The sequence below is a fragment of the Candidatus Eremiobacteraceae bacterium genome (assembly GCA_035710745.1).
GTDB lineage: Bacteria > Vulcanimicrobiota > Vulcanimicrobiia > Eremiobacterales > Eremiobacteraceae > JANWLL01.
The window spans coordinates 15,779-30,867 of record DASTCX010000039.1 but is presented as its reverse complement, the minus strand read 5'-3'; the positions used below and the strand labels follow the sequence as shown (position 1 = coordinate 30,867).

Annotated in this window: 14 protein-coding genes; all 14 read right to left on the bottom strand. The window is 66.9% G+C overall.

Translation table 11 applies throughout. The annotated features are described in order from the left end of the window. Positions 1-18 precede the first annotated feature (18 nt). The 14 genes from VFO25_13550 to VFO25_13485 all read right to left on the bottom strand — a co-directional run bounded on the left by VFO25_13550 (position 19) and on the right by VFO25_13485 (position 15,085). Positions 19-2,472: an endonuclease MutS2 gene (locus VFO25_13550; protein ID HET9343928.1), complete on the bottom strand. Its 2,454-nt coding sequence runs from the start codon at positions 2,470-2,472 to the stop codon at positions 19-21. Continuing rightward, positions 2,469-3,905 (bottom strand): Asp-tRNA(Asn)/Glu-tRNA(Gln) amidotransferase subunit GatB, encoded by a 1,437-nt coding sequence (gene gatB / locus VFO25_13545; protein HET9343927.1) that lies wholly within the window; start codon positions 3,903-3,905, stop codon positions 2,469-2,471. Before gatB ends, VFO25_13550 begins: the two co-directional genes overlap by 4 nt. Next, on the bottom strand, positions 3,902-5,353 hold the full coding sequence (gatA, locus tag VFO25_13540) for an Asp-tRNA(Asn)/Glu-tRNA(Gln) amidotransferase subunit GatA (protein HET9343926.1): 1,452 nt from the start codon (positions 5,351-5,353) through the stop codon (positions 3,902-3,904). The genes gatB and gatA overlap by 4 nt, the downstream gene beginning before the upstream one ends. Next, positions 5,353-5,640, bottom strand: a complete 288-nt coding sequence (gatC, locus tag VFO25_13535) for an Asp-tRNA(Asn)/Glu-tRNA(Gln) amidotransferase subunit GatC (protein HET9343925.1) — start codon at positions 5,638-5,640, stop codon at positions 5,353-5,355. Before gatC ends, gatA begins: the two co-directional genes overlap by 1 nt. 12 nt (positions 5,641-5,652) lie before the next feature. Then, positions 5,653-7,026 (bottom strand): 23S rRNA (uracil(1939)-C(5))-methyltransferase RlmD, encoded by a 1,374-nt coding sequence (gene rlmD / locus VFO25_13530; protein HET9343924.1) that lies wholly within the window; start codon positions 7,024-7,026, stop codon positions 5,653-5,655. Further along, entirely contained in the window at positions 7,004-7,192 is a 189-nt protein-coding gene (locus VFO25_13525; GenBank protein HET9343923.1) for a hypothetical protein, read from the bottom strand. The genes rlmD and VFO25_13525 overlap by 23 nt, the downstream gene beginning before the upstream one ends. Before the next feature lie 67 nt (positions 7,193-7,259). After that, positions 7,260-7,493: a flagellar biosynthetic protein FliO gene (locus VFO25_13520; protein HET9343922.1), complete on the bottom strand. Its 234-nt coding sequence runs from the start codon at positions 7,491-7,493 to the stop codon at positions 7,260-7,262. Further along, on the bottom strand, positions 7,490-8,677 hold the full coding sequence (locus VFO25_13515; protein HET9343921.1) for a hypothetical protein: 1,188 nt from the start codon (positions 8,675-8,677) through the stop codon (positions 7,490-7,492). The genes VFO25_13520 and VFO25_13515 overlap by 4 nt, the downstream gene beginning before the upstream one ends. A gap of 349 nt (positions 8,678-9,026) precedes the next feature. Continuing rightward, positions 9,027-10,301, bottom strand: coding sequence for an adenylosuccinate synthase (locus VFO25_13510; protein HET9343920.1), 1,275 nt, complete (start codon positions 10,299-10,301; stop codon positions 9,027-9,029). A gap of 105 nt (positions 10,302-10,406) precedes the next feature. After that, the gene (locus VFO25_13505) at positions 10,407-11,756 is read right to left on the bottom strand and encodes a glycoside hydrolase family 125 protein (GenBank protein HET9343919.1); all 1,350 of its coding nucleotides are present in this window, start codon (positions 11,754-11,756) and stop codon (positions 10,407-10,409) included. Positions 11,757-11,866: 110 nt separating this feature from the next. Next, complete coding sequence (locus VFO25_13500; GenBank protein HET9343918.1) at positions 11,867-12,976, bottom strand: ATP-binding protein; 1,110 nt, start codon at positions 12,974-12,976, stop codon at positions 11,867-11,869. A 40-nt stretch (positions 12,977-13,016) separates the two neighbouring features. Beyond that, positions 13,017-13,733, bottom strand: a complete 717-nt coding sequence (locus VFO25_13495; GenBank protein HET9343917.1) for a response regulator transcription factor — start codon at positions 13,731-13,733, stop codon at positions 13,017-13,019. 66 nt (positions 13,734-13,799) lie between these two features. Beyond that, positions 13,800-14,594 carry a polyphenol oxidase family protein gene (locus VFO25_13490; protein ID HET9343916.1) on the bottom strand — a complete coding sequence of 265 codons (795 nt, stop codon included), beginning with the start codon at positions 14,592-14,594 and terminating at the stop codon, positions 13,800-13,802. Further along, positions 14,591-15,085 carry a regulatory protein RecX gene (locus VFO25_13485; GenBank protein HET9343915.1) on the bottom strand — a complete coding sequence of 165 codons (495 nt, stop codon included), beginning with the start codon at positions 15,083-15,085 and terminating at the stop codon, positions 14,591-14,593. Before VFO25_13485 ends, VFO25_13490 begins: the two co-directional genes overlap by 4 nt. Positions 15,086-15,089: the final 4 nt, after the last annotated feature.

The window sequence follows — 15,089 nt, the reverse complement described above, 5'->3', positions numbered from 1 at the left end:
CGACCGTTCATCCCTCGCCTAGCGGAGCGTGATGACGGTGACGCCGGTGCCGCCCTCGTTGTCGGGCGCGAACGCGGCAGCCTGTACCTGCGCGTGACCTTTGAGGAAATCGCGGATGCCGCGGCCGAGCTGCCCCGTTCCCTTGCCATGGATGACGCGCAAAGTCGTAAGACCCGCGAGGCTCGCGTCATCGAGTGCCTTGTCGACGATCGGCATCGCCTCGTCGACCCGCATGCCGCGGACATCGATCGAGGTCGACGCGTCGAGCGACGCCACGCGCGACTCCGCATGCTGCAGCGACGTCGCACGAGTCCCGCTTGCGCCTTGCTTCGTCGTCACCGCCGGATCGCGCGTCAGATCCGCCCGCGAGACCACCGCCTTCACCGAACCCATCGTCACAAGCACGTCGCGCTCGAAGACTTCGCTGACGATGCCCGTCTGGCCGAACGTCCTCACGTAGACGCGATCGCCGACGCTGTACGCGTTCGGCGCGGCGCTCGCCGGCGCGCTCTGGTCGAGACCGAGACTACGCCGGATGTCGGCCATCGTGCGGCGTATCGCGTCCGTCGCATCGACGTTCGTTCCCGTACGCTGGCGGCGCGCATCGCTCTCGCTGCGCTCGGCCCTCGCGATGAGCTCGTCGCGGACGGTTTGAGCGGCGCGATCGAGCGCTTCGGATGCGCGGCGTTCGAACGACTGGCGCTCCTTCTCGGCGGCCGCGACGCGTTCGCGGAGCTCCGTTTCGACGCCGCGGAGCCGGTCGAGTTCGCGCTCCGCCGCCGCCGACTGCTCGTGCAGGCGTTCGCGCTCCTCGGCGAGATTTGCGAAAGCACGCTCGAGTCGTTGCGCATCTTCGCCTTGGAGCGTCTCGGCTCGCCGGACGATCGTCGCGTCCATACCGATCGAGTCCGCAAGCGCGAACGCGAGGCTTTGGCCCGGAACGCCCATCGCGAGCAAGTACGTCGGTTCGTGTGTAGCCGCGTCGAAGAGCATCGACGCGTTCGCGACGCGATCGCGCGAAGCCGCGAACACCTTGAGCTGCGCGTAGTGTGTCGTCACGACGACCCGTGCGCCGGCCGCTAGGAGCGCCTCGACGCACGCTTGCGCGAGCGCAGCACCCGCGCCGGGCTCGGTGCCGCTGCCGATCTCGTCGACGAGGACGAGGGACCGCGGGCCGGCGCGCTCGATGGCCGCACGCAAGGCTCGCAGGTGCGCGGCGAACGACGACAGGTTGTTCGCGATCGATTGCTCGTCGCCGATGATGCACGCGATGTGATCGAATTCGCCGATCTCGGTGCCGGCGCTCGCCGGCAGCGGGATGCCGGAGTGCGCGAGAACGCAGAACAGACCGATCGTCTTGAGCACGACGGTCTTGCCGCCCATGTTCGGCCCGGAGATGACGACGGCGTCGGCATCGCGTCCTACCTCGACGTCGAGCGGTACGGCCGCGCGACGCAGCAGCGGATGGCGACCATGCGCGATGCGGACGCTCCTCGCCTCGATAAGCCGGGGTGCGATCGCGCGCGTCGCGACCGCCCAGCGCGCTCGCGAGCCGATCGAGTCGAGCCGCGCGACGAGTGCGCCATTCGAGCGGAGCGCCTCGACGTGTCCGCTGACGAGCGCGGACAACTCAGCGAGCACGCGCTGCGTCTCGCGCTCTTCCTCTGCCTCGAGCCCTCGCAGGCGATTGTTCGCCTCGACGCACGCCATCGGCTCGACGTAAACGGTCGCTCCCGATGCGGACTGTCCGTGGACGACGCCCGAGAACTGCCCGGCGGCGTCGGCCCGAACCGGCACGACGTATCGCCCGCCCCGCGTCGTCACGATCGCCTCGGTCAGCAGTTTGGCGGTCGAGGCATCGCGGACGATCGAGTCGACGCGTTTTCGGATGTCGTCCGAGAGGGAGCGCTGTTGGCGGCGCAGACGCGCGAGTTCGGACGATGCGGCGTCGGTCAGTGCGCCGTCGCCGTCGACGGCGGTTTCGAGGCGACGGATTAAAGCTGCGGTATCCGCGCGTTGATCAGCCAAAACTGCAAGGCCGCGACGGTCGAGATGAATCTCGACCGCTCCCTTTTCTCTTTGCGAGGTCGAGCGTGGGTCGGCGTCTTTCGGTCGCCCGTCGGAATACTTCTTGATCTTTGTGGTCGCGGTCGCGAGGGCGCGTTCAGAACGCGCGATATCGCGCAGCTCGACGCCTCCCAGGACACCACCGACCTCAGCGCGGTCGAGCGCGTCGGCGACATCGACTGCTCCACCGAATGCGAACTCGGTTCCGGCTTGGAACATGGAAACGCCGTCGTCGACGAGCCGGAGATCTTCTTCGGCCTGCGCGCGGTCCGGATATGGCCGCAACGCTCGCACCGATCCACCGCCCGGGTCGCACGTCGCGTACGCCGCGATCTGCTCGATGACTTGCGGGAACTCGAGCGTGGCGAGCGTCGCTTCGCCGAAGCGCTCGCCCGGACCGTTCACCCCAATCGCTCCGTGAGAAGCCGCTTGACGACGTCGACGTTCGCCCGGCCGCGGCTCTCGCGCATGACCTGCCCGACGATGTAATCGAGCGCCTTCGCCTTGCCGCCCTTGTACGCTGCGACCGACTCGGCTTGAGCCGCGATCACCTTGTCGACGATCGCCGCGATCGCCGACTCATCGCTCACCTGCGCGAGACCGCGCTGCTCGACGATCGCCTTCGGATCGCCGCCGTCCGCCACGAGAACGTCGCAGACCTCTTTGGCAGCCTTGCCGGTGATCGCACCGCTCTTCACCATCGAGATGAGCTGACCGAGGGCCGCGGGCGTCATCTTCGACGTCGACAACGTGAGGCCGTGCCCTTCGAGCGACTTGCGGACGTCGCCCATGAGCCAATTCGATGCTTGCTTGGAATCGCCTGACGCCGACGCCACCGCTTCGAAGTAGTCGGCGTCGAAACGCGATTGCGTCAGCACGCCGGCGTCGTACTGAGGCAGACCGTACTGAGTCATGAACCGTTCGCGGCGTTGCGCAGGCAGCTCGGGCAGTTCGGAACGCCAGCGCTTGAGCGTCGCTTCGTCGAGGGAGAGCGGCGGCAGGTCGGGGTCCGGGAAATAGCGGTAGTCGTGCGCCTGCTCTTTCGAGCGCATCGAATAGGTAAGACCTCGCACCTCATCCCAACCGCGAGTCTCTTGCACGATCCGCTCGCCCGACGCGGCGCACGCGCGTTGCCGCGAGATCTCGTGCTCGAGCGCCGCGACGACCGACTTGAACGAGTTCATGTTCTTGATCTCGGTTTTCGTGCCGAGCTCTTTGGCGCCGACAGGACGGATCGAGACGTTGGCGTCGCAGCGCAGCGAGCCTTCGTGCATCTTGACGTCGGACACGCCGATGTAGAGCATGACGTCGCGCAGCGCCATGAGGTACTGCTCGGCTTCATCGGGCGAACCGATCTCAGGCTCGCTCACGATCTCCATCAAAGGCACGCCGGCACGGTTGTAGTCGATGAGCGTCGCTTCCGAGGTCGTCATGTGACCGCCGGCGTGGACGTTTTTTCCCGTGTCTTCTTCGAGATGGATGCGGTTCAGGCGGATCGCCTTGCCCGAGGGCAGCACGACGCGACCGCCGGTCGTCAGCGGCATGTCGTACTGCGAGATCTGATAGTTCTTCGGCATGTCCGGATAGAAATAGTTCTTCCGGTCGAACTTCGAAAACGGTGCGACCGTGCACTCGAGCGCGAAGCCCGACTTGCACAAGTACTCGACCGCGCGTTTGTTGATCACGGGCAGCGTGCCGGGCATGCCGAGGCAGACGGGGCAGACGTGCGTGTTCGGCTCTGCGCCGAACTCGTTGAGGCAGCCGCAGAACATCTTGCTCTTGGTGCTGAGCTCGACGTGGACCTCGAGTCCGATAACCGTCTCCATCTCGGCGCTCATGACACCACCGGTTGGAGCTTGTCGGCGTGGCGCGTCGCCTGCTCGTACGCGTGCGCGACGGCCAGCATGCGCGCTTCCTCGAACGCCGGCGCGCAGATCTGCAACCCGACGGGAAGGCCGTCGACGAAGCCGCCGGGCACCGACATCGCGGGAATCCCCGCAAGGCTCATCGGGATCGTGAAGTAATCCATGAGGTACATCGCGACCGGGTCGGACTTCGCTCCAAGTTCGAACGGCGGGCACGACACGGCCGGGCACGCGATGACGTCGCACGCGGCGAACGCCGCGTCGAAATCGTTTTTCATAAGGGTGCGCACTTTTTGGGCGCGCACGTAGTACGCGTCGTAGTATCCCGAGCACAAGGCATACGTGCCGAGGATGATGCGGCGCTTCACCTCATCGCCGAACCCGGCCGTCCGCGTCTTGTCGAACATCGCATAGACGTCGGCGTCGCCGTCCTTGCGGACGCCGTAGCGCGTGCCGTCGTAACGCGCGAGGTTCGACGAACATTCTGCCGGCGCGATGAGATAGTACGTCGCCAGGCCGTACTTCGCGTGGGGAAGCGTCACGTCCACGAACGTGGCGCCGAGCTTAGCGAGGTCCTCGTACGCATCCTTATAGAGCTTGGCCATCTTCGGATCGACCGCGATGCTCTCTTCGAAGTCGCGGACGATGCCGATGCGGACGCCTTTGAGATCATCGCGCAGGCCGGCGCCGTAATCCGGCACCGGCACGTCGACCGATGTCGAGTCCATCGGATCGAAGCCGGCGATCGCCCCGAGCAGATCGGCCGCGTCGCGTACGTCGGCGGTCATCGGTCCGGCCTGATCGAGCGATGAGGCAAAGGCGATCATGCCGTAACGGCTGACCCGGCCGTACGTCGGCTTCACGCCGACGATGTTGCAGAACGACGCGGGTTCGCGGATCGAGCCGCCGGTGTCCGTGCCGACGGCGAGCGGCACCGACCTGGCGCCCACCGTGCTCGCGCTGCCGCCTGACGAGCCGCCGGGCACGCCTTCGAGATCGTACGGGTTGTGGGTCGGGAAAAACGCAGAGTTCTCGCACGACGAGCCCATCGCGAACTCGTCCATGTTCGTCTTTCCGACGATGACGGCGTCGGCGGCGTCGAGCCGCTGCACGACGGTCGATGAGAACGGCGGTTTGAAGTTGGCGAGGATCTTCGACCCGCACGTCGTCAGCGCGTCCTTCAGACAGAAGAGATCCTTGACGGCGGTCGGCACGCCGGCGAGCTTGCCGATCGCTTCGCCTTTGGCGATCTTCGCGTCGACTTCGCGCGCTTTTGCCATCGCCCGCTCGGGCAGGAGCGTGATGTAGGCGCGCAACGAGGGCTCGACGCGGCCGATGGCGTCGAGCGCCGCGCGAGTCACCTCTTCGGCGCTGCGGTCGCGCCGGGCGATCGCATCGCGGATGTCGTGGCCGGTTTCCATCACTCGAGGATCCGAGGCGCCTTGAAGAACGGCCCTTCACGGGCAGGCGCGTTCGCGAGCGCCTCGTCTTGCGTCAGGCACGGCTTGAGCTCGTCTTCGCGCATGACGTTCGAAAGCGGTATGACCTGGGCGGTCGCGTGCACGCCGCTGACGTCGAGCGCTTGGAGCTCGCGGATGAAATCGAAAAGGCGCACGAACTGCCCCGAGAAGCGCGACGACTCCTCGCCGGTTAGCGAGATGCGCGCCAATCGCGAGATGTACGCGATGTCGATGGGGACGTCGGCCATGACTCTCCTCGTCTAGTGCGGTGCCGTCCACTCGAATTCGGCAAGCGCCTCGACGTGCCCCGTGCGCGGGAACATATCGAACGGCTGGACCGACCGCAGCGAGTACCCCGAACTTGCGAGAATTGCCGCATCGCGAGCGAGCGTCGCGGGGTTGCACGAGACGTAGAGGATCGTCGGCACGGCCGCGGCGGCGAGCGGAGCGAGGACGCCTTCCTCGCAGCCTTTGCGCGGCGGATCGAGTATGACGGCGTCCGCCCCGGCGAGAAGCGACCGGCCGCGCTCGCCGGCAAGCGCGTACGCCGCGGTCGCGCATTCGAACGCGGCGTTCGTGACGCCGTTGTGCGCTGCGTTGGCCGCCGCTTCGTCGACGGCATGCTGCGACGTCTCGACGCCGGTCGTCGCCGCGCCGTTCTTCGAGAGCAAGACGGCGAACGTTCCGACGCCGCTATAGAGGTCGATGACACGTCGTGCGCCCTTCAGCCGATCGACGATCCGGCCGGCGAGCAGTTCGAGCAGCGCGGTATTGATCTGGAAGAACGATTCGATGCCGAACACGAAATCGGCGCCCAGGACTCGTTCGCGCAAGACGGGCGATCCCCACAAGACAGCGGATCGACGGCCGAGGACCGCGTTCTCGCTCGAAGGATCCCAAGCCGACACGATGCCCGTCAACTCTGGAATGCGTCTGCGCAGCTCTTCGACTGCACCGCCCAGCGCGCGATTGGGCGCCTTGCCGCTGAAGGCGACGACGAGATCGGCTCCCGTCGCGCTCGCGCGCGCGACGACGTGCTCGACGTCGCGCATCGCTTGTGTCGCTTCCTTTGCGAACGCGATAAGCCGTTCGACCGCCGTGCGCAAGCGCGGCAGCAATACCGGACAGCTCTCGATCGCGACGAGTCTGTGCGAGCGCGCGCCGTAAAAGCCGAGCCGATCGGCGCCGCGATCTCGCTTGCAGACGAGCGACGCCTTATTGCGATAGCCGGGGTCCGCTTCGCTTTGCGCCGTCGTGACGGCGGCGACGTCGACCGACTTCATGCCCCCCAAACGAGCGAGCGCCTCGACGACTCGTCTTCGCTTCCACTCGAGTTCGGCGGAGTAGCGCAGATGCAGCGTCTGGCATCCGCCGCAACGGGGAAATACCGGGCAGCCGGGGTCGACGCGGTCGTGCGAAGCTTCCTCGATGTCGATCACGTGGGCGCCGGCGTAGTTCTTCTTCACCTCGTCGACCGCGATGCGGACGCGCTCGCCGGGTAGACCGCCGGTGACAAACGTGACGAGGCCGTCGATGCGGCCGACGCCCTGTCCGTTCTCGAGGAGATCGTCGAGGACTAGAGGCTCGCGCGCAAGGGATGCGGCGTCGGTCTTAACCGCGCCGCTGCTCGTCAAGCGTCTTGAGGAGTTGGTCGGCCTCGTCTATGAGCGCGCGGATGCGATCGCGCGTCGGATTCTCAGCGGGCTGTTCGAGCAGGGAACGGACGAGGCAATATGCGCCAAAGGCCGACACGAGGAAGGCAGCCGTCCACATCCATGGGTACGCGCGCCGAAACGTCAACTGATCCTCTCTTCGGGCCGCACGCCAGCGTCCTCGCGGCTGCTGTGCCCTATCACGTATATCGGCTTTAGACGGACGTCCACGATTCCTCCTCCCGGAGTGCGGCAGAAGTCACCGGCTTAGATTGGGCCAAAAGACATATCGCGCCGGGCGCCGTCGCGAATACAAGACGTTCGCCGCCGACATCGACGACGTGGAGCGCACTGCCGCCGAAGAGCGGCACCTCTTCGATGACCTGCGCGATCCGGTGCCGGCGCCGAAACGCAAACGTCCTCGCGATCGCCGCGAGCAGTGCGTTCAACGGCCCTTCTTCTCCCGATGGACGAGCATCCACGACGGCACGAGCACCCTGAGCGTTCCCTTTTTGCCCTCGCTCGACACCTCGACGTCGACCGCGTGATGCGGCGTCCGGGCGGTGAGCGGATCGTCCGAGAGACGGACGATTCTGTGGCCCTCGTCGCCAAGGGCGGGCAGATTTACGACCGCGCGCTCGAGGGCATCTCGGACCACCGCCTCGGCTGCCGCAAGCGCGATCTCGCCTGGAACGCCGGTCGCAGATGCGGCCGCGCCGCCCGCTGCCGCGCCGGCGATACCCGACACGGCTGCAGCGTCCGCGAACGCGACGACGACGCCGTTGCCGCCGGCCGTCAAAGCGAGTCCGAGGATGACACCAGGAGGGCCGGCGACTTCCGCCCCGTCGATTCGCTCGATCTTCGCCTGCCGCGCGATCACGCGGTTGAGGGTCAGCTCGGATAACCGCGTGTCGAGGGCGTCGATCGCGTTCCGCAACGCCTCCTCTGGGTCGGTGGTATGGAGCGGTCGACGTTTATCGTCGACCGGAGACGGTCTCGCCTGCGCGGCCAAGGGCACGGACGCGGCGACGCCGATCGCCCAGGGGAATTGATCGATCGCAACAGCACAAAAACCGCCGGCGATCGCCGGACCGTGTTCGTCCGCTTGTGCGGTGGCTTCCACCGGGCCTCGAAGTCCGACCGCCGCGGCTGCCGCGATCGCGTCGAGCATGCGCTTAGCGACGATCGATGCAAGCCCTCGCACCTTGCGGCCGCGCCCGATCTGCGCCGTGCCATCGCCGCCGATCATGGCGTCCGCGAATGCCGACGCCAGGCCGGTGTCGATGTCAATCCACGCCATTCCGCCGTCGATCTTCGCACCGAAGCGCCACGATGATGCGATCGCCGGAGCCGCGCGGTTCAGCGAGCAGCGCACCGGACGGCGCAAATACGAAGCCAAATCGAGCGTGAGCGTGCGCCCGACCTCATCGGTCTTCGCGGCATCGCGGGCGAACGCGCGTAGCCGCCGAGCGTCGGTGTCGGTCTCCGTCGCGGTCGGCGGCGATTCGACGCCTTCGGCCGGATGCCACGCCGACGGATCGCTCGGCGCGCTGCTCGTGGCCGCGTAAACGCCCGTGTCTCGCGTCAGAGCCGATATGAGCGATTCCGCTTGGCCTTCGGTCAGTCTGGCCAAATCGGCTCCTGCTCCGCCGCGCGGGCGATCCGGCGCTCGAGCCCGCGAACCATGCGCGCCCATCGGCGGCGCTGTGCTTCGTGGGTCTCGCCGCGGCGTTCCGCCGCCGCTCTACACCGCGCAAGGTCTCGCAGCGTGACGTAGCTTCGATCAAATCGCCGCTCTATGATCGAGCAGAGCTCGGACGTCCAAAGCGGCTGCGCGGCCAGGAAAGTGCGAGTCGCGACGTTACACTGGTGCTCGCGCGCTGCCGCAGCCTCGCTTCGGCGCCGCTCGGCGTTCGATGCGAAGACCGCAGCGGCAGGCCGCCGTTCGAGCGTCGCAAAGGTCGCCAGCGCCCGCGACGGTTTCACCGGACGGACGCGGGGATTCGCAAAGGCGCGTTCGGGCGGACGATGATCTGCGATCGCTCGGGCCCGACCGAGATGTACGAAACCGGCACGTCGAGATGCCGTTCGACGAATGTGACGTAGTCGCGCGCGGCAGCCGGCAGGTCTTCCCACGATCGGGCGCCGCCGATCGACGTCTTCCAACCCTGGAGGTAGGTCGTCTCGCACGATGCTCCTTGCGCGATCGCGAACGGCACCGAGATCTCCGGCGCCGACTTGTAGCTCGTGCAGACGCCGATGCGGTCGAATGAATCGAGGACGTCAAGCTTCGTGATCGCGAGGTGCGTCATGCCGTTGATGTCGACCGCGTAGCGTAATGCAGCGAGGTCGAGCCATCCGCAGCGCCGCGGTCGTCCGGTGACGGTTCCGATTTCGCCGCCGATCTCGCGCAACCGCTGACCCGTCGCGTCGTCGAGCTCGGATGGAAACGGACCGCCGCCGACGCGCGTCGCGTACGCCTTGACGACGCCGACGACCGAATCGATGCGCGTCGGGCCGATGCCGAGTCCGGCGCCCGCCCCGCCCGCGACCGTGACCGACGACGTGACGAACGGGTACGTGCCGAGGCCGACGTCGAGCAAGCTGCCTTGCGCGCCTTCGGCGATGATGCGCTTGCCGCCCCGAAGGAGGTCGTTGAGGAGCTCGACCGTGTCGCGGATGTGCGGAAGCAGTTGTTTCGCCTGCGTCGCAAGTTCGGACGCGATGGCGCCGTCGTCCACCGAGATCCCCGTGGCCGCCAGCGCCGCGCAACGGGCCGCGAGGGCGGCTCGCCATGCGCGCTCGTCGCGCAAGTCGCCGGCACGAACGCCGACGCGCGCGACGCGGTCGCCATAGGCGGGGCCGATGCCGTTGCCGGTCGTTCCGATCTTCACGTCCCCGCGAGCGCGCTCCGAAGCGCGATCGAGCTCGATATGATATGGAAGGATGAGATGCGCGAGGTCCGAGAGCCAGACGCGCGATGTGTCGACGCCGGCAGCTTCGAGATAGGTCAGCTCCTTGACGAGCGCTGCAGGCGAAACGACCGTGCCCGGTCCGATTATGCACGCGACACCGGCGATGACGCCGCTCGGAACGATGCGCAGCTTATATGTCTTGTCGCCGACCCGCACCGTGTGCCCCGCATTCGCACCGCCGCCGAATCGCGCGACGCCGTCCGCCCCGGCCGCAAGATAGTCGACGATGCGTCCTTTGCCTTCATCACCCCACTGGGCGCCGACGACTAGCGTGACGGGCATCTAGCTCCGAACCTTCCGTTTCACTTCGATTGGTGGCGTCTCGCGTTGCTGCTCCGCGTCGGCGGTTTCGCCGTCAAGCCCGATGCTTCATGCGCCGGGCCGACTTTAGCGACCGCCCGCGCGAGCGGATTGAAACGCTCGCGCGTCGCCCACGGCGAGCATCGGCAGCGGCGGATCTCCCATGACGCGGTCGAGGACGAGTTCGGAGAAGAGCGAACACGGCCAGCCGAAGTTCGAGCGCGTGAAACGCGTCGGGTCGTCGACGTCGAACGACTCGTGGAGCAGATGGTCGCCGATGTCCGAAGCTTTCAGTTCGGTGAGCACGCCCGCGACTTCCGTCGGATCGGTCGACGTCAACCCTTGCATGACGAGCGCGAGCGGCCAAACGAAATGCACCGGCGTGTGCGGGCTGCCGATGCCTTGCGCGATCTTGCCTGCGAAGAAATATGGATTGTCCGGCGACAGGATGAGCCGGCGAGTGTTCTGGTAGATCGGGTCGCTCGCGTCGACGTAATCGAGGTACGGCGCAGACAAGAGGCTCGGGACGTTCGCATCGTCCATGAGGTTGGAATGCCCGAGCCCGTCGACTTCGTACGCGTAGACGTAGCCGTATTTCGGCGTGTAGACGATGCCGAAATCGTTGATGCCGTCCGCGACGCCGTCGTGCAATGCGAGCACCTCTTGCGCTTTCGCGCCGTCATGCCAGACGAGCGATTCGATCTCGGCGAGTTCCGCCAGAGCGCTGACGGCGAACATCTCGTCGGGGATGAGATAGCCGTATTTCGTCGGGTCGTCGCTCGGACGGAACCCCGTCCAGATCATGCCGGTGTATCCGACGGGGCTCCCCGCGCCATCGCTCGGCAGCTGCCGGTGGCGATAGTGCGATTGCGAGTGGTCGCGCTCGAGCTCCATGACCGCGAGCGCTTTCTCGTACGACGCCTTGACGTCGGGCGTGAACACCGACGTGTCGCCGGTCGACTTCCAATACATCCACGCGAGTTGGATCGGGTAGAGAAGCGAGTCGAGCTCGTACTTCTCTTCGACGACTTTATAGTCGCGGTTGAAGGCGTTCGCGTACGGATCGATGCCGATATCCTTCGCCTCGCGGGCGATGACGCCGCGGAGCATCGAGCGCACGTCCGGATCGGATGCAAAGAACAGGTATGGTCGCACCTGCGCGCTCGCGTCGCGCAGCCACATCGCGCCGATGTCGCCGGTGATGACGTACGTCGTGCCATCCGGCGTGAGCGTCACGTCGTTGCGGATCGTCGACAGGAAGCATTGGGCGTAGAGCTGACCGGTGTCGACGTTGCCGCCGTGGTATTCGGCCGCCGCTTTCGCGAGCGCGACGATCTCCACGGCGTTCGCCGGTCTTGAGAACGCGCAAACCGACGCGGACACGATGAAGGCTGCTGCCGTCAGTACGTAGATCCGGGCGGCGGTCGCTGCGTGCACGTCGCTGCGAAACTACCGCAAACGTTTGTTCGCTCCTGCGTTACGGCGCGCACAGGAACCCGCAAGACCGTGGCGGTCGAGATGAATCTCGACCGCTCCCAAAGACGTCGTCAGCGTGGCAGCTGGATTGTGACTCGTGCGCCGCGGCTGCGGCTGCCGCCGAATTCGATCATACCGCCGTGCGCAGCGACCAGCATCGATGCGATCGCAAGTCCGAGCCCGACCTTACCGTTCGAGCCGGTCGCGAACGGCACGCCGATCCGCCCGATCGTCTCGGAGTCGAACCCTTCGCCGTCGTCCGAGACCACGATCGACGCGCCTTTTCGACCGCCGCTGATGACGACGTCGACGAGGCCTCGAGCTTTCGCGTGCCGGATCGCGTTGTCGATGAGGTTGACGAGAACTTGGAGCACGCGATCGGGGTCCACGTCGGCAGTCGCTTCGCCGCTGACCGTCACGCGAACGCGACGCTCCCTCGCCGCCTCGGCGGCGAGCGCTTTCGCCCTCCTTGCGATCTGCCCGAGGTCGGCCGCGCGCCGACGCAGGGTCAAACTTCCCGCCTGCCAGGCGCCGACATCGATGAGGCCGTCGACGAGGCGCGACAGCCGACGCGCCTCCTCCGCCACGATGCTCAAAGCTCGCGAGCGCCGCTTCGGGCTCGCGTCGCCATCCTCGCGCAGCCGCTCGACGAAGCCGACTATGGACGTCAACGGCGTCCGCAGCTCATGCGTGATGGCCGCAAGCACCGTGCCGCGACGTTCTTCGATTCGCCCGACGACGGCAGCGCCGCGGAGCGCGTGTCGCAGCTCGGTCAGCGGCCGCTCGGCGTCGCGCGGTTCGATGATCGTCCACCCGACGCGGACGGCGGGGTTGACGACCCCAGCTCGCCGAGCTTCGCTCGGCATAGCACTTTCGAGCGCGCTCCGGATCGAGGCGCGAAGCCGCGCGGCGACGATGCCGAGATCCGCGTCCGAGACAGCCGCGCGTGCGCTTGCCGCCACCGCGCGGTCGAGCAAGAGCGCGGCGTACCACCTCGCGTTGGGCCCGCAAACGACGACGTCGTCGCGCCGTAACAGCGTTCCCGCAGCCGCGCGCAGCGCGTCCTCGATCGCGCTCGTCGCGGCGGAACGGACAGCGCTCGAACCCGCGCCGAGGCCGGTCACTTCTACGAAGAGCAGCGGCGCGACGCATCGCTCGTGAGCGAGCGCTCGCAGCGGCATCTCGAGCGAGCGTGCCTGAGGCAGGGGCGTCGACGCGTCGTCAATCCGCCGACGACGTGAACTTGTAACCGACGCCATGGATCGTATGGACGTAGCGCGGGTGGTCGGCTCGATCGCCGAGCGCACGCCGGATGCGGCGGATGTGGACGTCGACGGTTCGCGGGTCGCCTTCGAAATCGAAACCCCACAACGTTTCGATGAGCTGCTCCCGCGTGAACACGCGCCCATCGTTGCGGACGAAAAGCCAGAGGACGTCGAACTCGCGCGGCTTCAGATCGATAAGCTTGCCGCGGATCGTCACCTCTCGTTTGTCCGCGTCGACCGCGATGTCGCCCGCGACGCGGCGCTGCATCGGCGGCGGCTCCGGTGCGCCGCTGCGGCGCAGAACGGCGCGCACGCGAGCGAGAAGTTCGCGCGGCGAGAACGGCTTGACGACGTAGTCGTCCGCACCGAGCTCGAGTCCGACGATGCGATCGACCTCGGCGCCGCGTGCGGTGACGAACACGATCGGCACCGGCCCTTCCTTGCGCAGCGCGCGACAGACTTCGTAGCCGTCAAGGCCTGGAAGGCCGACGTCGAGGACGACGACATCCGGCTGGCTCGCACGCGCGCGTCGAAGGGCCGCCGGTCCATCGGCTGCCGCGGTCACGGCGAAGCCTTCCGAAGTCAAAACATCGGAGATGAGCTCGACGACGTGCGGCTCGTCGTCGACGACGAGCGCGGTGCGGATGCTCGGCACTCGCTGCGTCGCAGTCATATGACGTTGAATCCTACCTCAGCGAAAGTCACGAGCCTTTTGCGGCCCGATTCGGTTCGACCTGTGTTAAGGAAGCACGGCCGCGATCGCCGCCATGAGCGCCCCGCCGGTGCCGTTGCGCCTGTACGAGTGCAGGAGGTCTTTGTGGCAGCGCGTGCACGCGTCGGCGGCGTCGATGCGCACGTCGGATACCCCGCCGGCTAGCAAGCGATGTTCGATCGCGGCCCCGAGATCGAGCGAAACGCCGTCTTGGCGCTTGCGCTCGACGACGAGCAGCCCGGCGTCGCCGACCGCGCCGCGGTCGTCGAGGAACAGCGCGCTCACCTCGGGGCCGACCTCGAAGCAGCACGGGCCGATGTGAGGACCGATCGCCGCGTGCAGATCCTCGCGATGGGCACCGGCCGACTCCAACGCGTCGAGCGCGTGATCGATGATGCCGACGGAGACGCCTCGCCAACCCGCATGGACGAGCGCGATCGTCTTGTTCGGCGGATCGACGATCCAGACTGGAGCGCAATCGGCGGCGCGGATGACGAGGATGTCCGACGAGTCACGCGTCCAGACGCCGTCCGCGTCGGGCGCGGCCCCATTGTACGACGACGCCGGCACGACGCGTCCGCCGTGCACCTGGTTGACGCGCCGGATCCGCGCGTGGTCGGGAAACGCCCACCAGCCAAGCCATCTTCGCAACGAGTCGTCGGTACGCGCGTCGACTTCCGACGCGCTCATCATGCCGATCGCTCCCGTTCCCGCTATGCTCGACACGACGATCGCCGAATGACCGTCTACCCGACGCAGATAGACGAAGCCGCCGCCGAGATTGATCGTCGTCGGCTGGTCGGCCGCCGGTTCGCCGGTCACGAAATTTCCTCGAAGGATGCCGCCTCGGGCACGGACCCGCGGCTCTCGGCACGTCGGCGGAGCGCCCGAACTATCGACGGCGCGCCGAAACCTGCGCGTTCGAGGCGCCGGCCGAGCTGTCCGTAACCGTCTTGGGGCCGCGAAGCGACCAAACGCGCGAGGGCCAGGTCTATCCGTTCGTCCTCGTCGCGATCGGCTTCATCCAATATCTCGCTCGCGAGATCCTCATCGATCCCGTTGCGGACGAGGTTTCGAAGCAAAACGAGCCGTCCGACCGGTTTGCGATCGAGCGCGCCGCGCACGTACAGCACCGCGAAGGCGCGATCGTCGACGTACTTGCGCCGCTCGCACTCGTCGACGGCAGCTTTGATCGCATCGGGCGCATAGCCACGCTCGCCGAGCTTTTCGGCTAGCCGCGCTTTCGTGAGTCGCTTGACGGACAGCAGCCGCACGGCTGCCGCAAGCGCGTTACCGTCGGCTCGCTGGGGCACGAAG